The sequence below is a fragment of the Streptococcus sp. D7B5 genome (genome assembly GCF_029691405.1).
Taxonomy (GTDB): Bacteria; Bacillota; Bacilli; order Lactobacillales; family Streptococcaceae; genus Streptococcus.
Window position 1 is genome coordinate 1,505,547 of record NZ_CP121467.1, and the last position, 21,944, is coordinate 1,527,490.

The window sequence follows — 21,944 nt, forward strand, 5'->3', positions numbered from 1 at the left end:
CTATCTGATAAGTTAATATAAAAATTAGCACATTATAGTTGACATACTGTTATAGACCTGTATAATATAATTGAACCATTATAGACAATAAGGAGGATAATGTGGTGAAAAAGAGAACTAGTAAACTCTTTCGTGGCTTGATGGCCTTGCTACTGGTTGTGTCGGTCTTTTTGCCTGCACTAAGACTTAATGGAGTAGTTAGTGCTGCCGAAAAAACTGAATCAGAGTACACTTTGACTACAGAGCCGACGATTAATACGAACCGATTAGTCGATCATGCCAAATATGGAGAAGGTAAGTTCTATCTTAAAACAACTTACGCATTCCCAGACAATGTAACTCTGAATAACGGTGATTTCATGGTTTATCACGTTCCAAATGAGTTCAAAATCGAAGTAGATTCTAGTACAGATTTGAAAGCTCCGAACGGTGAAACGATTGCAAAACTGACAACAGAGAAGGCAACGAATACTGCTAAGATTACAGTAACAAACGAAGAGTACTTTAAGAAGTTTAATGAGAACAAACAAATTGTTGCATCATTTACTGTAGTATGGGCAGACCATGTTGAAAAGAATAAGGAATATGAAATCAACATTCCTGGTGCAGGAGTTTACCATTTGACTCGTATCGTTCCAGACGTTGACCCAACTGGATTTACTAAATGGGGAGTTCAAGACTCAGACGATCCTAACTATGTAAACTGGCGTATCCGTGTTAACCGCTATGCAAAATCTTACACTGGTGTAAATATCCAAGATACTATTCCTGATGGACAAGTTCTTGCAAGTGAAATCACTGGTTACTACTTCCCAGACTGGGAAAATGGTTACGGAAGAACAAAATTGGATAGTGCTCATGTCCAAGTAACAGATAAGAACCATTTCTCAATTACACCTAATGGTGATGGAACTCTTGATCATAAAGGTTTGTTCATCCTATACCGTACTCGTTTGACTAAACCAGTTGACCAAGTTACTAAACGTGTACTAAATAACGTGTCGGTAACTACAAACGAGGAAGCTCAACCAATTGATTTTGAAGGTTTTGCACCAATTACCACAACAGACGGTATTGGTGGAGGTGCCAAATCGGATGAGGTTGCTCTAGAAGTAACTAAGAAACTTGAAGGTAAAGCTCTTGAAAAAGATGCATTTAGTTTCCAACTTCTAGATGACAAAGGTAATCTTTTACAAACTGTCAAAAATGATGAGAATGGTAAAGTGAAGTTCGAGGCAATCAAATACAAAGAAGCAGGAACTTTTAAATATACCATTAAAGAAGTTAATGATAACAAACCTGGATACACTTATGATGCGAACGTCCTTAAAGCGACTGTAACAGTAGAAGATGTTTTGGGTGAAAAATTAGCGAGCGTCAAATTTGAAGATTCTAAGAAAGAATTTACAAACACATACGCTGCTAAAGAAGCAAAACTTCAACTTGAAGCTAAGAAAGTCTTGAACGGTAAAGCTATCGAGGCTGGCCAATTTGAATTTGAGTTGAAAGAAAACGGAGCAGTTCTCCACACTGTTTCAAACGATGCAAACGGTAAGATTCAATTCCCAGAACTTAAGTTCACACAAGAAGAAACCCGTACATTTACTATCGCTGAAAAAGCAGGTGATGTAGCCGGAGTTGAATACGATCCAAATGCTTATGAAGTAAAAGTAGTCGTTAAAGATAACGGTCAAGGTCAACTTGTTGCAACACCAGATACAAAGAACATTACTTTCACGAACGTTTATAAAGCTAAACCAGCAAAACCTATTATCATCACAGCTACTAAAGTCTTGAACGGTAAAGAGCTTGAAGCTGATAAATACGAATTCGAACTTAAAAAAGATGAAGAAGTCGTTGCGACAGCTAAAAACGCTGCAGACGGAACTGTTACTTTCAAAGAAATTGAGTTCGCAACAGCAGGTGACTACACTTACACTATCACTGAAAAAGCAGGTAGCGAAAAAGGTGTGACATACGATACTGCTAAACACGAAGTTAAGGTAAAAGTTACAGATAACGGCCAAGGTCAACTTGTTGCAGCTGTTACAGGTAACAACCCAACCTTCACCAACACTTATAAAGCAGCTACAACAAGTGCTACTATCACGGCTACTAAAGTCTTGAATGGTAAAGCTCTTGAAGCAGGTAAATATGAGTTTGAACTTAAAGAAGGTGACAAAGTAATCGGAACAGCGACAAACGCAGCAGACGGTACTGTTACTTTCGAAGATATCAAGTACGCAGCAGCAGGCAACCACACATACACTATCACTGAAAAAGCAGGTAGTGAAGCAGGTGTGACATATGACACTGCTAAACACGAAGTTAAGGTAGCAGTTACAGATAACGGTGCAGGCCAACTTGTTGCGACTGTAACTGATAACAACCCAACTTTCACCAACACTTATAAAGCAGCTAAAACAACAGCGACTATCACAGCTAAGAAAGTCTTGGATGGTAAAGCTCTAGAAGCTGACAAATATGAGTTTGAACTTAAAGAAGGTGACGAAGTAATCGGAACAGCTAAAAATGCTGCAGACGGTACGGTTACTTTCAAAGATATTGAGTACAAAGAAGCAGGCGACCACACATACACTATCACTGAAAAAGCAGGTAGCGAAGCAGGTGTGACATACGACACTGCTACACATGAAGTGACAGTAAACGTTACAGATAATGGTCAAGGCCAACTTGTTGCAACTGCAACTAACAACAACCCAACCTTCACCAACACATATAAAGCAGCTACAACAACAGCTACTATCACGGCTACTAAAGTCTTGAATGGTAAAGCTCTAGAAGCTGGTAAATATGAGTTTGAACTTAAAGAAGGTGACAAAGTCGTTGCGACAGCTAAGAATGCTGCAGACGGTACTGTTACTTTCGAAGATATCAAGTACGCAGCAGCAGGCAACCACACTTACACTATCTCTGAAAAAGCAGGTAGTGAAAAAGGTGTGACATACGACACTGCTAAACACGAAGTTAAGGTAGCAGTTACAGATAACGGTCAAGGACAACTTGAGGCAGCTGTTACAGGTAACAACCCAACCTTCACCAACACATATAAAGCAGCTTCAACAACTGTAAACATCACGGCTAAGAAAGTCTTGAATGGTAAAACTCTTGAAGCAGGTAAATATGAGTTTGAACTTAAAGAAGGTGACAAAGTAATCGGAACAGCGACAAACGCTGTAGACGGTACAGTTGCTTTCGCAGGTATCGAGTACAAAGAAGCTGGTGAGCACACTTACACTATCTCTGAAAAAGCAGGTAACGAAGCAGGTGTGACATACGATAAATCTACTCACAATGTAACAGTTAAAGTTGTTGATAACGGTGCAGGCAAACTTGTTGCGACTGTAACTGACAACAACCCAACCTTCACAAACACTTATGTTGCATCTTCAACACAAGTAATTTTCTCAGCTAAGAAAGTCTTGAAAGGTGATAAAAAGCTTGTAGAAGGTCAATTTAAGTTTGAACTTAAAGAAGGTGACAAAGTCGTTGAGACAGCTACAAACGCTGCAGACGGTACTGTTACTTTCAAAGCTATTAAGTACAACGAAGCAGGTAAGCACACTTACACTATTACTGAAGTAGATAGTAAGGAAGAAAATGTGACATACGATACTGCTAAACATGAAGTGACAGTTGAAGTGGTTGACAACGGTACAGGCCAACTTGTAACAACAGTTACAGGTAACAACCCAACCTTCACTAACACGTATACTGAACCGAAAAAAGAAGAACCTAAGGAAGGTCCTAAGGGTGAACAGCCTAAGGGAGATTTGCCAAACACTGGTGGAGCAGACTTTACAGCATTCTCTACTATTCTTGGTCTAGTTCTTGCAGCTTTGGCAGGACTTGTATACCGTGCTAAAAAAGTTGACTAATCTCAACTTTGAATAACTAAAAAAGATGGCGACTGTTTTACGGTCCCATCTTTTTGTTTTGGATAGTTTATAATAATCTTCGTAACTCGTTCCCTTTTCCTTTAAAAAAATCAAAAATTTCGGTATAATAGTCAAAGATAGTCAAGGTTCAAAGAAGGAGTTTGATTTACTATGAGATTTAAAAATACATCAGATCATATCGAAGCCTATATCAAGGCGATTTTAGACCAGTCTGGTATCGTGGAATTGCAGCGGAGCCAGTTGGCAGATACCTTCCAGGTTGTACCGAGTCAGATCAACTATGTCATCAAGACACGCTTTACGGAAAGTAGAGGTTACTTAGTTGAGAGCAAGCGTGGTGGCGGAGGCTACATTCGAATAGGCCGGATTGAGTTTTCCAATCATCATGAGATGCTCCGCGATTTGCTTTACTCGATTGGTGAGCGAGTTAGTCAGGAGATCTATGAGGATATTCTCCAGCTTTTGGTGGAGCAGGACTTGATGACCAAACAGGAGATGACCTTGCTGACTTCAGTAGCAACAGATCGTGTCCTAGGGGAAGAATCCTCAGTTGTCCGTGCCAATATGCTCCGACAGCTATTACAAGAGGTAGATAGAAAAGAGAAGTAAGATGAACTATTCAAAAGCATTGAATGAATGTATCGAAAGTGCCTACATGGTTGCGAGCCATTTTGGAGCCCATTATCTAGAGTCTTGGCATTTATTGATTGCCATGTCCAATCACAGTTACAGTGTGGCAGGTGCGACTCTAAATGATTATCCATACGAGATGGACCGTTTAGAAGAGGTTGCGTTGGAACTGACTGAAACGGATTATAGCCAAGACGAAACCTTTACAGAATTACCCTTTTCCCATCGTTTGGAGGTTCTCTTTGCAGAAGCAGAGTATGTGGCCTCAGTGGTCCATGCAAAGGTACTAGGGACAGAGCATGTCCTCTATGCGATTTTGCATGATGGCAATGCCTTGGCAACTCGCATCTTGGAGAGAGCGGGCTTTTCTTATGAAGACCAAAAAGATCAGGTCAGAATTGCCGCTCTTCGTCGCAATCTAGAAGAGCGTGCAGGATGGACAAGAGAAGATCTCAAGGCTTTGCGTCAACGCCATCGCACAGTAACTGACAAGCAAAATTCCATGGCTAATATGATGGGCATGCCTCAAGCTCAAAGTGGTGGTCTAGAGGATTACACGCATGACCTGACGGAGCAAGCGCGCTCTGGCAAGTTAGAACCAGTTATCGGTCGTGACAAGGAAATCTCGCGTATGATTCAGATTTTGAGTCGGAAGACCAAGAACAATCCTGTCTTGGTTGGAGATGCGGGTGTCGGGAAAACAGCTTTAGCACTTGGGCTTGCCCAGCGTATTGCTAGTGGGGACGTACCAGCTGAAATGGCAAAGATGCGTGTTCTAGAGCTTGATTTGATGAATGTCGTTGCGGGAACACGTTTCCGTGGGGATTTTGAAGAGCGCATGAACAATATCATCAAGGACATCGAGGAAGATGGCAAAGTAATCCTCTTTATCGATGAACTTCACACCATCATGGGTTCTGGTAGCGGTATTGATTCGACTCTGGATGCGGCCAATATCTTGAAGCCAGCCTTGGCTCGTGGAACTTTGAGAACGGTTGGTGCCACCACTCAGGAAGAATACCAGAAACACATCGAAAAAGATGCTGCCCTTTCTCGTCGGTTTGCCAAAGTGACGATTGAAGAGCCAAGCTTAGCTGACAGCATGATCATTTTGCAAGGTTTGAAAGCGACCTATGAGAAACACCATCGTGTGCAAATCACAGATGAAGCTGTCGAAACGGCTGTTAGGATGGCACATCGTTACTTGACCAGTCGTCACTTGCCAGACTCTGCTATCGACCTCTTGGATGAGGCGGCAGCAACAGTGCAAAACAAATCCAAGCATGTGAAAGCAGACGAATCCGACTTGACTCCAGCTGACAAGGCCTTGATGGATGGCAAGTGGAAACAAGCTGCCCAGTTAATCGCAAAAGAGCAGGAAGTCCCTGTCTATAAAGACTTGGTTACAGAATCCGCTATTTTGACCACCTTGAGTCGCTTGTCAGGGATTCCAGTCCAAAAACTGACTCAGACTGATGCGAAGAAATACCTGAATCTGGAAGCGGAACTGCACAAACGTGTCATCGGCCAAGATCAAGCTGTTTCAAGCATTAGTCGTGCCATTCGTCGCAATCAGTCAGGTATTCGTAGTCACAAGCGTCCGATTGGTTCCTTTATGTTCCTAGGGCCGACAGGAGTCGGTAAGACCGAATTGGCAAAGGCTCTGGCAGAAGTCCTCTTTGATGACGAATCAGCCCTTATCCGCTTTGATATGAGTGAGTATATGGAGAAATTTGCGGCTAGCCGTCTCAATGGAGCACCTCCTGGCTATGTGGGCTACGAGGAAGGTGGGGAGTTGACCGAGAAGGTTCGCAACAAACCTTACTCAGTGCTTCTCTTTGACGAGGTAGAAAAGGCCCATCCAGACATCTTTAATGTCCTCTTGCAGGTTTTGGACGACGGCGTCTTGACAGATAGCAAGGGGCGCAAGGTTGATTTTTCAAATACCATTATCATCATGACGTCAAACCTTGGTGCGACGGCTCTTCGTGATGACAAGACGGTCGGCTTTGGGGCCAAGGATATTCGTTTTGACCAGGAAAATATGGAAAAACGAATCTTTGAAGAGTTGAAAAAAGCTTATCGACCAGAGTTTATCAACCGTATTGATGAAAAGGTGGTCTTCCATAGCTTAGATAGCAAGCACATGCAAGAAATTGTCAAGATTATGGTCAAACCATTGATTGCTAGCCTGGCAGAGAAAGGTATCGACTTGAAACTGCAAGCTTCGGCACTGAAGTTGCTAGCTAGTCACGGTTACAATCCAGAAATGGGAGCTCGCCCACTTCGCAGAACCCTGCAAACAGAAGTGGAAGACAAGTTGGCAGAACTTCTTCTCAAGGGAGAATTGGTGGCAGGTAAGACACTTAAGATTGGTGTCAAAGCAGGCCAGTTAAAATTTGATATTGCTTAAAAATAGAGAGTCAGGAGCAATCCTGATTCTTTTTTGCTACTTTTTTATAAAAAATGATAAAAAAGTATTGACAAAACAAAAATATAGTATATAATAAAAACATAGAAAATAAAAATATCAAAAATTATAAAAAGGTAAAACGTTTATGAAAAAGAAAACAGCAGTGGTATTTGGGACCTTTGCCCCTCTCCATCAAGGGCATATCGATCTGATCCAGCGAGCGAAGCGTCAGTGTGACCAGGTCTGGGTAGTCGTGTCAGGCTATGAGGGAGACCGAGGTGAGCAGGTAGGTTTAAGTCTTCAAAAACGATTTCGCTATATCCGAGAGGCTTTTCGGGATGACGAGTTGACCTCTGTCTGCAAGCTGGATGAGACCAAGCTTCCTCGTTACCCTATGGGTTGGCAGGAGTGGTTGGACCAGATGTTAGCGGAGATTTCCTATGATGAAAACCAGCAAGAACTGACTTTCTTTGTGGGAGAAGAAGACTACCAGCAAGAGTTATCTAAGCGTGGATTTGGCACCGTCTTGCAAGAAAGAAAGTTTGGTATCTCAGCGACTATGATTCGAGAAAATCCAAGCAAATATTGGAAATACATCGCTCAGCCCTTCCGTCGTCAGTTTACCAAGAAAGTCTTGATTATGGGAAGTGCTAGCAATGGGAAGACCACTCTGGCCAAGGATTTGGCAAGGTATTACGATGCGCCGGTCAGCCTGGAATACGCGCGGGAGTACCAGATCAAAAACAATGTCCGCGACGATGAATTGACTCCAAAGGATTACTATTATCTCCTTTTAGGGCAGTATGACCAGACCTCAAAGCTAATCGATAGCAATGCCAATCGAGGCTTAGTGATAGCCGACACCAACTCCTTGGTAACCAAGGGCTATTATGACTATTACATGGAGACTGAGGATCAAGGGGACTTATCAGGAGAAACCTTTGACAATCTCTTTGTTTCAATCTTGGCTAAGGAAAAATGGGACTTGATTCTCTTTGTGCAGCCTGTTGGCTCCTATGTCAATGACGGATTTAGAGATATGACCATGGCGGAAGACCATATTCGCTACAGTTTTTCCCAGCATTTGGATCAGATGAGGGAGAGATACTTAACGACTATTCCTTTAGTTTATCTAGCAGAGGATTATCTAGGCAATTATGAAGCAGCAAAAGTGGCTATTGATGCCATTTACCAAGCAGATTAGGAGAAAATTATGAAAACAGTAACTAAAAAAATCACACAATTTATCGAAAACTTTAAAAATGTCCATGCCGAAGCTCGCAAGATTGGTTTTGCAGGAATCATGCGCCTGCTATGGAAAGATCTCTTTGTCGGCCGTAGCCTTTTCCAGTGGTTGTATCTTATCGCCTTATCAAGTGTTCCCTTGATCTTAGAGTTCACACAAAATACGGAAAGTCATGACTGGCTGAGCTTGTTTGCATCTTGGACTGGGATTGTCTGTGTTATCTTGGTAGCAGAAGGGCGTGCAAGCAATTATCTCTTTGGGGCTATTAACTCGGCAATCTACTTGATCTTGGCCATGAATGCGACTTTTTATGGCGAAGTCTTGACGACGGTTTACTTCTTTGTCATGCAGCCGATTGGTCTCTATGCTTGGCTGTCCAATCGTATCAACGACCAAGGAAAACCAGAAGAATCCCACTTTGAAGCTAAGAAATTATCTGTTCTTGATTGGCTCAAGTACTTGGCCTTGACTGCTATTATCTGGATTGGTATGGGCTTGGCTTACCAAAGTATCAATAGCGCCCGTCCTTTCCGTGATAGTGTTACTGATGCGACTAATGGTGTTGGTCAGCTCTTGATGACACGTCTCTACCGTGAGCAATGGATTTTCTGGATTGCAACCAATCTCTTTAGTATTTATCTCTGGTGGGGTGAAAATATCCACATCCAAGGGATGTACTGGGTTTACACACTCAACAGTCTAGTGGGATGGTATCAATGGACCAAGGCAGTTCGAAAGGAGGCATAAGATGGCAGACACAAAGATTCCAGCCGGGATGACGGAAAAAGAATATTATGAAATCCATGCCAGTCAGGAGGAGTTTTTAGACTGGTACTACAAGCAGGAACTCCCTCAATATGAAAAACCAAGTGTGACAGTGGATATGGTAGCCTACTGCTTTGTCGAAGGAAAGATCAAGCTCCTGCTAATCCGTCGCAAGGCTCACCCTTATCAAAACTGTTTGGCTTTGGTTGGAGGCTTTATGGACAAGGGAGAAGATGCTGCACATGCCTGTCAGCGCGAGGTGAGAGAAGAAGTCAATCTCGATCTACCTTTGGAGAAAATCGAGCAATTGATGACGGTATCGACCCCCGGTCGTGATCCACGGGGCTGGACAGTGACCATTGCCCACTTAGTGTACCTACCTAGTCGTGCCTTAGACCTCATTCAGGCAGGTGACGATGCCAAGGATGTCGTTTTCGTAGATGTCGATTTTCAGACAGGCAAATGCTACCTAGATGGAGTCGAGCTGGAGGAGCAAGCCTTCGCCTTTGACCATTATGCCATTATCCAAGAATCCATCAAACGAATCCAAGGCCGTCTCGACTGGAATCCGACCTTCCTCTATCTGCTGGAGGAGGAGTTCACTGTCTACGAGGGGACTGAACTGGTTAATCTCATCAACCCTGGTCGCCCAATTGTCAGCAATAACTTTCTCGTAAAATACGGAGAATATGTAGAAGAAGTCGGACTCAAACGAGTACCCAAAAAGAAACCAAGAAAAACCTATCGATTGAAATAAAAAGTGAGGTCGGGACAAAGTTCCCGACCTTTTTATTTATCATCATTTTTTATGAATGGCTATCTTTCTTAGGATTCCTCAACATGTGAGTAAAGAAGTCTTTGTATCGATACTTGAGATATTTTTCGTGTAGGAATAACAAAGCGATATAAACAATCAAAAAGATTGTAGTCAGATAGAAGACATCAAATGCAGTTCGCGCATAGTAAGTGGCTGTTTGATAAGAGCCAATAGCTCCCAAAATCAACCAAGGAAGATACTTGTAATACTTATTTAGCATAAGAGTGCACCTCCTATATTCTATTTCAATGTTATTATATTCCTTTGTCTAATGCAATGCAAGCGATTACACAAAGGTGATGTAAAAATAGAACTCTTATCTAAAAAATTTTCTATTTTTCTGTTTTATTACGAATAGAAATAGTAGAGAGAAATTTTTTAAAATAGTTTCTCTAAATAGTTGACAGATTTAAAGCTTAATGTTACAATTATATTACAAAAAGATTTCTTAACATTTCAAAAATGTTACAAAGGAGTAGAAAAATGAAAAAGAAAACCTATATCAAATTGATGGCAGCGACTGTATTGGCTTCTACCTTGCTACTAGGAGCTTGTGGAAATAAAAACGAAACCACTCAAACTAGCAGCTCTGCAAAGACAAGCCAATCATCAAGTTCTAAAGCAGCTTCTTCTAACAAAGAAAGCAAGACTCAAAAATCTTCAAGCTCAGCTTCATCTGAAAAAGCTCAAGCATCTTCTGATCAGTCTTCTACAACGGCAGATCAGTCACAAGCGAAACCAGCACCTGAATCAAGACAAGAACAAGCAACTCCTAGTCAGCCAGCCCCTTCTCAGGCTCCGTCAACTCAGCAAGGTTCTCAAGCCCAGTCTAACCAGTCAACTTATGATCCAACAACTGACCGCAAACTTCAGGACAAGCAAGCTGAACACAACAAACGCTATAAGGGAGTTTTAACCATGGTGGATGGTGACTTCTCAGCTGCAGCAGGCAACTGGAAGGGAGCGAATGGTGAAACCATTACAGTTTCATCAGGGGGCCAATTTACAGTAGAAACTGCAGATGGAAAGAAAGAAAACTATTCTATCAGAGGCTACTCTTACACTCTTGATGATGGTAAGTATAATGCCAAAATCGGTGGAGGAAAAATCATCCAAATTACAACAGGTGCGGATGGTAAAGTTTCAAGCGTTGCCTTGATTCAATAATAGTACCTAGGTTTTCCTAGGATCTAAAAAACCGTAAACTCCAAGTGAGTTACGGTTTTTTCTATTATGCTTTGTCTAATTGCAAGAGGGCTTCAATCTCTGCTAGGGTGCTAGCTTGTGAAATGGCTCCACGAAGTTTGGCAGCGCCAGATGTCCCTCGGAGGTAGTGAGGAGCGAGGCCGCGGAATTCACGAACGGCTACGTTTTCTCCTTTGAGGTTAATCAAGCGTTTCAAATGTTCGTAGGCGATTTTCATCTTGTCTTCAAAAGTCAAATCAGGGAGAATTTCTCCTGTTTCAAAGTAGTGGTTGATTTGATTGAAGAGGTAGGGATTTCCCATGGCTGCGCGACCAATCATGACAGCGTCAGCACCGACTTCTTCGATACGCTGTTTGGCTTCTTGGACCGTACGGATGTCACCATTGGCGATAAATGGAATCTTGGTCAGAGCTTGAGCGACCTTGTGAAGAGTCTCAAGGTCTGCGTGACCTGTGTACATTTGTTCACGGGTACGGCCGTGCATAGCGAGGGCAGAGACACCTGCAGCCTCAGCAGCGAGGGCATTCTCCACGGCTAAGGATGGATCAGACCAGCCTGTACGCATTTTGACAGTGAGGGGGATATCAAGGACAGATTGGACCTTGTTGATAATAGAGTAGATCTTGTCTGGATCCTTGAGCCACATAGCGCCAGCTTCGTTTTTCACGATTTTGTTAACTGGGCAGCCCATGTTGATATCGACGATATCAGTCTTGGTGTTTTCCTGGATGAATTCTGCTGCGCGTGCGAGGCTGTCTTCATCGCTACCAAAAAGTTGGATAGAAACAGGGTTCTCTCCTTCATCGATATGAAGCATATGCAGGGTTTTTTCATTGTTGTATTGGATTCCCTTGTCAGAGACCATTTCCATCACAACGAGTCCAGCCCCGAGCTCTTTTGCGATGGTACGAAAGGCTGAGTTGGTGACACCAGCCATGGGTGCTAAAACGGTACGATTGGGAATCTCAACATTGCCAATCATAAAAGGTGTATTAAGATTTGTCACGAATGAGTTCCTCCAAGTCGTTTTCATCAAAGTTATAAGTTGTTTGGCAGAATTGGCAAGTGATTTCTGCCCCGTGGTCTTCCTCTTTCATTTCCTCTAAGTCTGAAGTTGGAAGGCTGGCAAGAGCGTCCATAAAACGGTCTTTGCTGCAGTCACATTGGAAACGAATTTCTTCTTCAGATAGGCGTTTGTATGATTCGTCACCATAAATAGCCTTGAGGAGAGCTTCGATATGGTCGTCGCTTTCCAGAAGGGTTGAGATGGCTGGCATTTCTTGGATGCGTTTCTCAAAGCGAGCGATCTCTTCTTCATTGGCTCCCGGCAAGACTTGGACTAGGAAACCACCTGCAACCTTGACCTTGTCTTCCTCGTCCAAAAGGACATTGAGGCCGACTGCTGAAGGGGTTTGTTGGCTTTCAGTCAGGTAAAAGGCAAGGTCTTCACCGATTTCCCCAGAGATGAGGGGAGTCATAGAGTTGTAGGGATTTCCAGTACCGTAGTCTGTGATAACGAGGAATTGACCATTTCCCACAAAAGGTCCGACTAGAACTTCACCAGTCGCAGTCTTTTTGATGTCAACACCAGGATTTTGAACGTAACCTTTGACGTTCCCCTTGGTATCAGCGACGGTGATGATAGCACCTAGAGAGCTAGAGCCCAGCACCTTAACGGTTAGTTTGGTATTTCCTTTTTCATTGGCTGCGAGAATCTGGCTGGCGATAAGAGTTCGACCAAGCGCTACAGTTGAGCTAGCTTGGGTTTGGTGTTTTTCTTGAGCAGTGCGGACTGTTTCTGTACTATCAAGGACAAAAGCACGAAAGGCTCCGCTTTCTGATATAGTTTTAATAATTTTATCCATAGCTACTATTTTAGCATAAAAATGCCCAAAGGGGGAGCCGCGTGTTTGCTGATTTTCAGGATAATGGACTAGGAAATCAGCATGAAAATAAAAAGAGAAACAGATTATTTCAGCATTTGAAAGATTTATGCTATTCTTGAAGGAGAAAATGAAAGGGGTAACAAATGTATTTAGGCGATTTGATGGAAAAAGCCGAATCTGGTCAATTTTTAGTCCTTTCCTTTTTATTACAAGATTCGCAGACAACCGTCAAGGAAGCCATGGAAGAAACAGGCTTTTCAAAGGCGACTCTAACCAAGTACATCTCTCTGATTAACGAAAATGCCTTGGAAAGAGGGTTAGAGCTGGCCATCCACTTGGATGATGAAAGCTTGCGTCTGTCTGTCGGTACTGCCACAAAGGGGAGAGAGATTCGGAGCTTGTTTCTAGACAATGCCATTAAGTACCAAATTTTGGTTTACCTTCTCTATCACCAACAGTTCCTAGCCCATCAACTAGCTCAAGAATTGATGATTAGCGAGGCCACGCTTGGTCGCCATTTGTCTAGCTTGAATCATATTTTGTCAGAGTTTGACTTATCCATCCAAAATGGCCGTTGGCGAGGTCCGGAGCATCAGATTCGTTACTTTTATTTCTGTCTTTTCCGCAAGGTCTGGTCCAGTCAGGAGTGGGAAAGTCATATGCAGAAAGCTGAGAGAAAGCAGGATATTGCTACTCTAGAAGAAATCTGCGGTGCCAGCTTGTCTTCGGGTCAGAAATTAGACTTGGTTCTCTGGACTCATATCAGTCAACAGCGCCTTCTAGTTAACGCCTGTCAATTTCAGGTTATAGAAGAAAAAATGCGGGGCTATTTTGACAATATTTTCTACCTTCGTTTACTTGGCAAGGCTTCTTCTTTTTTTGGTGGCCAGCACATTCCTCTAGGAACTGAAGATGGGGAGATGATGATATTCTTTTCATTTCTCCTTTCTCATCGTATTTTTCCTCTTCATACTATGGAGTATATTCTTGGTTTTGGAGGGCAATTAGCCGATTTGCTGACACAAATGATCCAGGAAATGAAGAAGGAGGAGTTGCTGGGGGACTACACAGAGGACCATGTCACCTATGAACTCAGCCAGCTCTGTGGTCAAGTTTATCTCTACAAGGGCTATATCTTGCAAGATCGATACAAATATCAGATAGAGCATCGCCCCCCTTATTTGCTGATGGAGCATGACTTTCGAGATATTGCTCAGAAAATTTTTGCCTCCTTGCCAGCCTTTCATCAGGGGACGGATCTGGATAAAAAAATCCTTTGGGAATGGCTTCAGTTGTTGGAGTATATGGCAGAAAATATAGGCAAACATCTGAGAATAGGGCTAGATCTAACAGCAGGCTTCCTTGTCTTTTCGAGAATGTCGGCCCTTTTAAAACGATATTTGGAGTACAATCGTTTCATTAGCATTGAAGCCTATGACCGTACTCGTCATTATGATTTGCTGGTTACCAATAACCCTATCCATAAGAAAGAACAAACACCTATCTACTATTTGAAAAATGATTTGGACATCGAAGATTTAGCTACGATCCGTCAGATGCTATTTGCCTAAAAGACCTGATTTTTCAGGTCTTTTTTGTGAAATTCGCACAATCTCCTCACTTTTTTTTTAAAATTTTAAAAAAATTGATAGACAGGAAAGCGCTTTATTTTGTATACTAGTTACTGTAAAGAGGAACCCCCTCAAGATTTTATCAGGAGGACAGCACATGTCACAAGAAAAATACATTATGGCTATTGACCAAGGAACTACCAGTTCTCGTGCCATCATTTTTAACAAAAAAGGCGAGAAGGTCAGCTCTAGCCAAAAAGAATTCACTCAGATTTTCCCTCAGGCAGGTTGGGTTGAGCATAATGCTAATGAAATTTGGAACTCTGTTCAGTCAGTTATTGCGGGTGCTTTCATCGAAAGTGGTGTGAAACCAAGTCAAATCGAGGCAATCGGGATTACCAACCAGCGTGAAACAACTGTCGTCTGGGATAAGAAAACAGGGCTCCCTATCTACAATGCTATCGTTTGGCAATCACGCCAAACTGCTCCTCTGGCTGAACAACTAAAAAGCCAAGGTTATGTGGAAAAATTCCATGAGAAGACTGGTTTGATCATCGATGCTTACTTCTCAGCGACTAAGGTTCGTTGGATTTTGGACCATGTAGAAGGTGCTCAAGAGCGAGCAGAAAAGGGTGAATTGCTCTTTGGTACCATTGATACTTGGCTGGTTTGGAAATTGACTGACGGCGCAGCTCACGTAACTGACTACTCAAACGCAGCTCGTACCATGCTCTATAACATCAAGGATCTTAAATGGGATGATGAGATTTTGGAAATCCTCAATATTCCTAAGGTTATGCTTCCAGAAGTTCGTTCTAACTCTGAAATCTATGGCAAGACAGCTCCATTCCATTTCTACGGTGGAGAAGTGCCAATCTCTGGTATGGCAGGTGACCAACAAGCAGCCCTCTTTGGTCAGTTGGCTTTTGATCCTGGTATGGTTAAAAATACCTACGGAACTGGTTCCTTCATCATCATGAACACTGGTGAAGAAATGCAGTTGTCTGAAAACAACCTTTTGACAACGATTGGTTATGGTATTAACGGCAAGGTTTACTATGCTTTGGAAGGTTCTATCTTCATCGCAGGAAGTGCCATTCAATGGCTTCGTGACGGTCTTCGCATGGTGGAAAACTCACCAGAGTCTGAAAAATATGCTCTTAATTCTCACAATAATGACGAAGTCTATGTCGTACCTGCCTTTACAGGTCTAGGGGCACCATACTGGAACCAAAACGCTCGAGGATCTGTCTTTGGCTTGACTCGTGGAACAACTAAAGAAGACTTTATCAAGGCGACTTTGCAATCTATCGCTTATCAAGTACGTGACATCATCGACACCATGCAAGTGGATGCTCAGACAGCTATCCAAGTCTTGAAGGTAGATGGTGGTGCAGCCATGAACAACTTCCTCATGCAGTTCCAAGCTGACATCTTGGGAATTGATATCGCACGCGCTAAAAACTTGGAAACAACTGCCCTAGGGGCAGCCTTCCTGGCAGGATTGTCAGTAGGCTACTGGAAGGACTTGGATGAGTTGAAACTCTTGAACGAGACAGGAGAACTCTTTGAGCCATCTATGAACGAATCTCGCAAGGAACAACTCTACAAGGGTTGGAAGAAGGCTGTGAAAGCAACCCAAGTCTTTGCGGAAGTAGACGACTAATACTGGAAGAATAAAGTGACTTAGTTAGAAAGTGTGTAAATATGGAATTTTCAAAGAAAACACGTGAATTATCAATTAAAAAAATGCAGGAACGTACCCTGGACCTCTTGATTATCGGTGGAGGAATCACAGGGGCTGGTGTAGCTTTGCAGGCGGCAGCTAGCGGTCTTGAGACTGGATTGATTGAAATGCAGGACTTCGCAGAAGGAACATCTAGCCGTTCAACAAAATTAGTTCACGGAGGTCTGCGTTACCTCAAACAATTCGACGTAGAAGTGGTGTCAGATACGGTTTCAGAACGTGCAGTGGTTCAACAAATTGCACCTCACATTCCAAAACCAGATCCAATGCTTTTACCAGTTTATGAAGAAGATGGAGCAACCTTTAGCCTCTTCCGTCTCAAAGTAGCTATGGACTTGTACGACCTTTTGGCAGGGGTTAATAACACACCAGCTGCTAACAAGGTTTTGAGCAAGGAAGAAGTTTTAGAACGCCAGCCAAACTTGAAGAAAGAAGGCTTGGTAGGAGGTGGGGTTTACCTTGACTTCCGTAATAACGATGCGCGTCTCGTGATTGAAAACATCAAACGTGCCAATCAAGACGGTGCCCTCATTGCCAACCACGTTAAGGCAGAAGGCTTCCTCTTTGACGAAAGTGGCAAGATTACAGGTGTTGTAGCTCGTGATCTCTTGACAGACCAAGTCTTTGAAATCAAGGCTCGTCTGGTTATCAACACGACAGGTCCTTGGAGCGACAAGGTACGCAATCTGTCTAATAAGGGAACGCAATTCTCACAAATGCGTCCAACTAAGGGAGTTCACTTGGTGGTGGACTCAAGCAAGATCAAGGTTTCACAGCCAGTTTACTTTGACACAGGTTTGGGAGATGGTCGTATGGTCTTTGTTCTCCCACGTGAAAACAAGACTTACTTTGGTACAACCGATACAGACTACACAGGTGATTTGGAACATCCAAAAGTGACGCAGGAAGATGTAGATTATCTACTTGGCATTGTCAACAACCGCTTCCCAGAAGCAAACATTACCGTTGCTGATATTGAAAGCAGCTGGGCTGGTCTTCGTCCATTGATCGCAGGCAATAGCGCTTCTGACTACAATGGTGGAAATAACGGAACCATTAGCGATGAAAGCTTCAATAACTTGATTGCTACTGTCGAGGCTTATCTATCGAAAGAAAAATCGCGTGAAGATGTTGAGTCTGCTGTCAGCAAGCTTGAAAGTAGCACATCTGAGAAACATTTGGACCCATCTGCAGTTTCACGTGGTTCGAGCTTGGACCGTGATGACAATGGCCTGTTGACCCTTGCTGGTGGTAAAATCACAGACTACCGTAAGATGGCTGAAGGGGCTATGGAGCGCGTGGTTGACATCCTCAAAGCAGAATTTGACCGCAGCTTTAAACTCATCAACTCTAAGACATACCCTGTTTCAGGTGGGGAATTGAACCCAGCAAATGTGGACTCAGAAATCGAAGCCTTTGCGCAACTTGGAGTATCACGTGGCTTGGATAGTAAGGAAGCTCATTACCTAGCAAATCTTTACGGTTCAAATGCACCGAAGGTCTTTGCCCTTGCTCATAGTTTAGAACAAGCACCAGGTCTTAGTTTGGCTGATACCTTGTCTCTGCACTATGCAATGCGCAATGAGTTGGCTCTGAGCCCAGTTGACTTCCTCCTTCGTCGCACCAACCACATGCTCTTTATGCGTGATAGTTTGGATAGCATCGTTGAGCCAGTTCTGGATGAAATGGGACGATTCTATGATTGGTCAGAAGAAGAAAAAGCAACTTACCGTGCTGATGTAAAGGCAGCTCTTGCTAATAACGATTTAGCAGAATTAAAAAATTAAGAAAAACTAGAAGAGAGGGAAGCAAGCGTTCCTTGCCTTCTCTCTCCTTCTTTTAAAAGGAGACAACGATATGATGAAAGAATTATTTGGAGAGTTTTTGGGGACCTTAATCCTTATCCTCCTAGGAAATGGTGTTGTTGCAGGTGTGGTTCTTCCCAAAACCAAGAGTAACAATTCAGGGTGGATCGTCATCACGATGGGATGGGGAATTGCTGTAGCCGTTGCGGCCTTTGTATCTGGCACGCTCAGCCCAGCCCACTTAAATCCAGCTGTGACATTTGCGATGGCCTTAAAAGGAACGCTCTCTTGGGGTTCTGTTTTCCCTTATATTCTAGCCCAATTCGCAGGAGCGATGGTGGCTCAGATTTTGGTTTGGTTGCAATTCAAACCACACTATGAGGCGGAAGAAAATGCAGGAAATATTCTAGCAACTTTCAGCACTGGACCAGCTATCAAAGATACTGTGTCAAACTTGATTAGTGAAATCCTTGGGACTTTTGTCTTGGTATTGACAATCTTTGCTTTGGGTCTCTATGACCTTCAAGCAGGGCTAGGAACCTTTGCAGTGGGAACCTTGATTGTCGGTATCGTTCTTTCACTAGGTGGGACAACTGGTTGTGCCTTGAACCCAGCTCGTGACCTCGGTCCTCGCATTATGCATAGCCTTCTTCCAATTCCAAACAAGGGAGATGGGGACTGGTCTTATGCTTGGATTCCTGTTGTGGGACCTGTTATCGGTGCAGCCCTAGCAGTTCTCGTATTTTCACTTTTCTAAGATAAAAGAGTGATTGGCAACAGAGTTTGAGATGAAAATCTCAGGCTCTTTTTTGATGGCCAAAACATTAATATTTTAACTTATCTTAAAATAAGCTAAAACCAATTTTTAAGTTATGGTAAACAGTTGAAAAAAAGGTTGATAAAGTGGTAAAATGTTAGGAAGATAAGATACTAACAATACGTACTGATAGTTAATAGAAACAATATATTAATGGATAGCTTATGAAAAAACAACGAAATTTACATGTATTCTTAGGCCGGACGGCTCTATATTTTGTAATCTTGCTTGGTTTGCTTTATTTTTTTAGTTACCTTGGTCAGAGCCAAGGCACCTTTATTTATAATGAGTTCTAGTTTAAAGGAGAAGAGGAACAGTGTCTAATAAACCGATAAAAGATATGATTGAAACGATTGAGCACTTTGCTCAAACACAACCAACATATCCTGTCTACAATGTTTTAGGTCAAGAACATACTTATGGTGATTTGAAGGCTGATTCGGATAGTTTGGCTGCAGCTATCGACCAACTAGGCTTACCTGAGAAATCTCCAGTCGTCGTTTTTGGCGGACAGGAATATGAGATGCTGGCTACCTTTGTTGCGCTGACTAAGTCGGGACATGCCTATATTCCAATTGATAGCCATTCGGCCTTGGAACGAGTTTCTGCTATCGTAGAAGTTGCAGAGCCAAGTTTGATTATTGCAATCTCGGATTTTCCATTAGAGCAAACTAGCGTACCGATGCTGAATTTAGAACAAGTCCATGAAGCCTTTGCTCAAGCTTCTAGCTACGAGATGACCCATCCAGTCAAGGGAGATGACAACTACTACATCATCTTTACTTCTGGTACGACTGGTAAGCCTAAGGGAGTGCAGATCTCCCATGATAATCTCCTCAGCTTTACCAACTGGATGATTACAGATAAGGAATTTGCGACGCCAAGTCGTCCGCAAATGCTGGCTCAACCCCCTTATTCTTTTGACCTATCTGTCATGTATTGGGCACCGACCTTGGCACTGGGTGGCACGCTTTTTGCTCTTCCTTCAGCCATTACTCAGGACTTCAAAAAACTCTTTGCGACGATTTTTTCCTTGCCCATTGCTATCTGGACCTCAACACCATCCTTTGCAGATATGGCCATGTTGTCAGAAGACTTTAATAGTGAGAAAATGCCAGGAATCACGCATTTCTACTTTGATGGTGAAGAATTGACGGTCAAAACTGCTCAAAAACTGCGCGAGCGATTCCCAAATGCCCGTATTATCAATGCCTACGGACCAACAGAAGCGACGGTAGCTTTGTCAGCAGTTGCCGTCACTGATGAGATGTTGGCGACTCTCAAACGCCTGCCAATCGGCTATACCAAGGCGGATTCTCCGACCTTTATCATTGATGGGGAAGGTAAGAAAGTTCCAAATGGTGAACAGGGAGAAATCATCATTTCTGGACCAGCTGTTTCAAAAGGCTATATGAATAATCCTGAAAAAACGGCAGAAGCTTTCTTTGAGTTCGAAGGTCTTCCAGCCTACCACACAGGGGATGTAGGAACCATGACAGATGAGGGCTTGCTTCTCTATGGTGGACGAATGGATTTCCAGATTAAGTTTAATGGTTATCGCATTGAGCTGGAAGATGTCTCTCAAAACCTCAACAAGTCTCGCTTTATCGAGTCGGCTGTTGCTGTCCCACGTTATAACAAGGACCACAAGGTACAAAATCTACTGGCCTATGTCATCCTAAAAGACGGTGTCCGTCAGCAGTTTGAGCGTGATATCGATATTACCAAGGCTATCAAGGAAGACCTAGCAGATATCATGATGTCCTATATGATGCCGTCTAAGTTTCTCTATCGAGACAGTTTACCACTAACGCCTAATGGTAAAATTGATATCAAGGGCTTGATTAACGAGGTAAACAGTAGATGATGGAGCTTTATAAACAGCTACCTCATTTGGAACCTTATGGTGATCTTCAGTACTTTTTATACGTAATTGCTGCGACTTTACCTATCTTTATTGGTCTTTTTTTCAAGAAACGTTTTGCCTTGTACGAGGTGCTCGTTAGTCTCTTCTTTATCGTCACCATGTTGGTCGGTGGAAAGACGAATCAAATAATCGCTCTTATCCTTTATGTTATCTGGCAAGTACTTCTTGTATCTTTCTACAAAAGGTACAGGAAACAACGGGATAGTAAATGGATATTTTACCTGGTTAGCTTTTTATCCCTATTGCCAATCGTCTTTGTGAAAGTATCTCCTGCTATTCATGGACCTCAATCTTTGTTTGGATTTTTAGGGATTTCTTACTTGACCTTTCGTGCAGTTGGGGTTATCGTTGAGTTGAGAGACGGTGTCATCAAGGAATTAACGATCTGGCAATTCTTACGTTTTCTTCTCTTTATGCCGACTTTCTCAAGTGGTCCCATTGATCGTTTTAAACGCTTCAATGAAAATTACGAGACCATTCCTGAGCGGGATGAGCTGATGGATATGCTAGAAGAGGCTGTCAAATATATCATGCTTGGCTTCCTCTACAAGTTTATCTTGGCTCACATTTTAGGAGAGACACTATTGCCTCCGCTGAAAAATTTGGCCTTGCAGACAGGTGGTTTCTTTAACCTCTACGCTTTAGCGGTCATGTACACCTTTGGTCTGGAGCTCTTCTTTGACTTTGCGGGCTACTCTATGTTTGCCTTAGCCATTTCAAACTTGATGGGTATTCATAGTCCTATCAACTTTAACAAGCCCTTTTTGTCAAGGGATTTAAAAGAGTTTTGGAATCGCTGGCACATGAGTCTGTCTTTCTGGTTCCGTGACTTTGTCTTTATGCGGATGGTCATGGTGTTGACCAGAAAGAAGGTCTTTAAAAATCGCAATGTGACATCAAGTGTAGCCTATATTCTCAATATGCTGATTATGGGATTTTGGCATGGTGTGACCTGGTACTACATCGCCTATGGACTTTTTCATGGGATTGGGCTGGTCATCAATGACGCTTGGGTTCGTAAGAAAAAAGCACTCAATAAAGAGCGGAAAAAAGCTGGAAAGGGTTCCTTACCTGAGAATCGCTGGATTCAGTTGCTTGGCATGGTTGTCACCTTCCATGTCGTGATGGTTTCATTCTTAATCTTTTCTGGATTTTTGAATGATTTATGGTTTAAAAAATAAAAGGATGTAAAAA

Annotated in this window: 17 protein-coding genes; 14 read left to right on the plus strand and 3 right to left on the minus strand. The window is 42.7% G+C overall.

Going from position 1 to position 21,944, the window contains the following annotated elements; translation table 11 throughout:
• Positions 1–140: 140 nt before the first annotated feature.
• The 6 genes from P8P68_RS07370 (at position 141) to P8P68_RS07395 (ending at position 9,731) form a co-directional block, all read left to right on the plus strand.
• The gene (locus tag P8P68_RS07370) at positions 141–3,899 is read left to right on the plus strand and encodes an FctA domain-containing protein (RefSeq protein ID WP_278276308.1); all 3,759 of its coding nucleotides are present in this window, start codon (positions 141–143) and stop codon (positions 3,897–3,899) included.
• Positions 3,900–4,070: 171 nt separating this feature from the next.
• Positions 4,071–4,529, plus strand: a complete 459-nt coding sequence (locus P8P68_RS07375; RefSeq protein ID WP_001211258.1) for a CtsR family transcriptional regulator — start codon at positions 4,071–4,073, stop codon at positions 4,527–4,529.
• 1 nt (position 4,530) lies between these two features.
• Positions 4,531–6,963 (plus strand): ATP-dependent Clp protease ATP-binding subunit, encoded by a 2,433-nt coding sequence (locus P8P68_RS07380; RefSeq protein ID WP_278275838.1) that lies wholly within the window; start codon positions 4,531–4,533, stop codon positions 6,961–6,963.
• 145 nt (positions 6,964–7,108) lie between these two features.
• Positions 7,109–8,167 (plus strand): AAA family ATPase, encoded by a 1,059-nt coding sequence (locus P8P68_RS07385; protein WP_278275839.1) that lies wholly within the window; start codon positions 7,109–7,111, stop codon positions 8,165–8,167.
• 9 nt (positions 8,168–8,176) lie between these two features.
• Entirely contained in the window at positions 8,177–8,956 is a 780-nt protein-coding gene (gene pnuC, locus P8P68_RS07390; protein WP_268710390.1) for a nicotinamide riboside transporter PnuC, read from the plus strand.
• A gap of 1 nt (position 8,957) precedes the next feature.
• Positions 8,958–9,731, plus strand: a complete 774-nt coding sequence (locus P8P68_RS07395; RefSeq protein WP_061428116.1) for an NUDIX hydrolase — start codon at positions 8,958–8,960, stop codon at positions 9,729–9,731.
• Positions 9,732–9,780: 49 nt separating this feature from the next.
• Here P8P68_RS07395 and P8P68_RS07400 read toward each other — a convergent pair whose 3' ends face one another.
• On the minus strand, positions 9,781–10,011 hold the full coding sequence (locus P8P68_RS07400; protein WP_278275840.1) for a hypothetical protein: 231 nt from the start codon (positions 10,009–10,011) through the stop codon (positions 9,781–9,783).
• A gap of 263 nt (positions 10,012–10,274) precedes the next feature.
• Between P8P68_RS07400 and P8P68_RS07405 the strand changes: the two genes are divergently transcribed.
• The gene (locus tag P8P68_RS07405; protein WP_278275841.1) at positions 10,275–10,958 is read left to right on the plus strand and encodes a hypothetical protein; all 684 of its coding nucleotides are present in this window, start codon (positions 10,275–10,277) and stop codon (positions 10,956–10,958) included.
• 64 nt (positions 10,959–11,022) lie between these two features.
• Here the strand turns inward: P8P68_RS07405 and dusB are convergent, their stop codons facing one another.
• Together dusB and hslO are read right to left on the minus strand one after the other, a co-directional pair.
• Complete coding sequence (gene dusB, locus P8P68_RS07410; protein ID WP_000183317.1) at positions 11,023–12,003, minus strand: tRNA dihydrouridine synthase DusB; 981 nt, start codon at positions 12,001–12,003, stop codon at positions 11,023–11,025.
• Positions 11,990–12,862, minus strand: a complete 873-nt coding sequence (hslO, locus tag P8P68_RS07415; protein ID WP_278275842.1) for an Hsp33 family molecular chaperone HslO — start codon at positions 12,860–12,862, stop codon at positions 11,990–11,992. Before hslO ends, dusB begins: the two co-directional genes overlap by 14 nt.
• Positions 12,863–13,026: 164 nt before the next feature.
• Here hslO and P8P68_RS07420 point away from each other — a divergent pair, with 164 nt between their 5' ends.
• The 7 genes from P8P68_RS07420 to dltB all read left to right on the plus strand — a co-directional run bounded on the left by P8P68_RS07420 (position 13,027) and on the right by dltB (position 21,931).
• Positions 13,027–14,454: a helix-turn-helix domain-containing protein gene (locus P8P68_RS07420; protein WP_278275843.1), complete on the plus strand. Its 1,428-nt coding sequence runs from the start codon at positions 13,027–13,029 to the stop codon at positions 14,452–14,454.
• Between the two features lie 157 nt (positions 14,455–14,611).
• Positions 14,612–16,120: a glycerol kinase GlpK gene (gene glpK / locus P8P68_RS07425; protein ID WP_247923914.1), complete on the plus strand. Its 1,509-nt coding sequence runs from the start codon at positions 14,612–14,614 to the stop codon at positions 16,118–16,120.
• A gap of 41 nt (positions 16,121–16,161) precedes the next feature.
• A complete protein-coding gene (gene glpO, locus P8P68_RS07430; protein ID WP_278275844.1) occupies positions 16,162–17,988 on the plus strand; it encodes a type 1 glycerol-3-phosphate oxidase in 1,827 nt (608 codons plus the stop codon).
• A gap of 70 nt (positions 17,989–18,058) precedes the next feature.
• Entirely contained in the window at positions 18,059–18,763 is a 705-nt protein-coding gene (locus tag P8P68_RS07435; RefSeq protein WP_216730719.1) for an MIP/aquaporin family protein, read from the plus strand.
• Positions 18,764–18,987: 224 nt separating this feature from the next.
• A complete protein-coding gene (locus tag P8P68_RS07440; RefSeq protein WP_008276434.1) occupies positions 18,988–19,119 on the plus strand; it encodes a teichoic acid D-Ala incorporation-associated protein DltX in 132 nt (43 codons plus the stop codon).
• A 20-nt stretch (positions 19,120–19,139) separates the two neighbouring features.
• Positions 19,140–20,690 (plus strand): D-alanine--poly(phosphoribitol) ligase subunit DltA, encoded by a 1,551-nt coding sequence (gene dltA, locus P8P68_RS07445; protein WP_278275845.1) that lies wholly within the window; start codon positions 19,140–19,142, stop codon positions 20,688–20,690.
• Positions 20,687–21,931, plus strand: a complete 1,245-nt coding sequence (dltB, locus tag P8P68_RS07450) for a D-alanyl-lipoteichoic acid biosynthesis protein DltB (protein WP_000970388.1) — start codon at positions 20,687–20,689, stop codon at positions 21,929–21,931. Before dltA ends, dltB begins: the two co-directional genes overlap by 4 nt.
• The last annotated feature ends 13 nt before the right edge of the window (positions 21,932–21,944 follow it).

Coding starts and splice junctions, on each gene's coding strand:
- P8P68_RS07440 (WP_008276434.1), top strand. CDS start 18,988: ATGAAAAAACAACGAAATTTACATGTATTCTTAGGCCGGACGGCTCTA.
- P8P68_RS07435 (WP_216730719.1), top strand. CDS start 18,059: ATGATGAAAGAATTATTTGGAGAGTTTTTGGGGACCTTAATCCTTATC.
- P8P68_RS07400 (WP_278275840.1), bottom strand. CDS start 10,011: ATGCTAAATAAGTATTACAAGTATCTTCCTTGGTTGATTTTGGGAGCT.
- glpK (WP_247923914.1), top strand. CDS start 14,612: ATGTCACAAGAAAAATACATTATGGCTATTGACCAAGGAACTACCAGT.
- P8P68_RS07380 (WP_278275838.1), top strand. CDS start 4,531: ATGAACTATTCAAAAGCATTGAATGAATGTATCGAAAGTGCCTACATG.
- glpO (WP_278275844.1), top strand. CDS start 16,162: ATGGAATTTTCAAAGAAAACACGTGAATTATCAATTAAAAAAATGCAG.
- pnuC (WP_268710390.1), top strand. CDS start 8,177: ATGAAAACAGTAACTAAAAAAATCACACAATTTATCGAAAACTTTAAA.
- P8P68_RS07375 (WP_001211258.1), top strand. CDS start 4,071: ATGAGATTTAAAAATACATCAGATCATATCGAAGCCTATATCAAGGCG.
- P8P68_RS07385 (WP_278275839.1), top strand. CDS start 7,109: ATGAAAAAGAAAACAGCAGTGGTATTTGGGACCTTTGCCCCTCTCCAT.
- P8P68_RS07405 (WP_278275841.1), top strand. CDS start 10,275: ATGAAAAAGAAAACCTATATCAAATTGATGGCAGCGACTGTATTGGCT.
- P8P68_RS07395 (WP_061428116.1), top strand. CDS start 8,958: ATGGCAGACACAAAGATTCCAGCCGGGATGACGGAAAAAGAATATTAT.
- P8P68_RS07420 (WP_278275843.1), top strand. CDS start 13,027: ATGTATTTAGGCGATTTGATGGAAAAAGCCGAATCTGGTCAATTTTTA.
- dltB (WP_000970388.1), top strand. CDS start 20,687: ATGATGGAGCTTTATAAACAGCTACCTCATTTGGAACCTTATGGTGAT.
- hslO (WP_278275842.1), bottom strand. CDS start 12,862: ATGGATAAAATTATTAAAACTATATCAGAAAGCGGAGCCTTTCGTGCT.
- P8P68_RS07370 (WP_278276308.1), top strand. CDS start 141: ATGGCCTTGCTACTGGTTGTGTCGGTCTTTTTGCCTGCACTAAGACTT.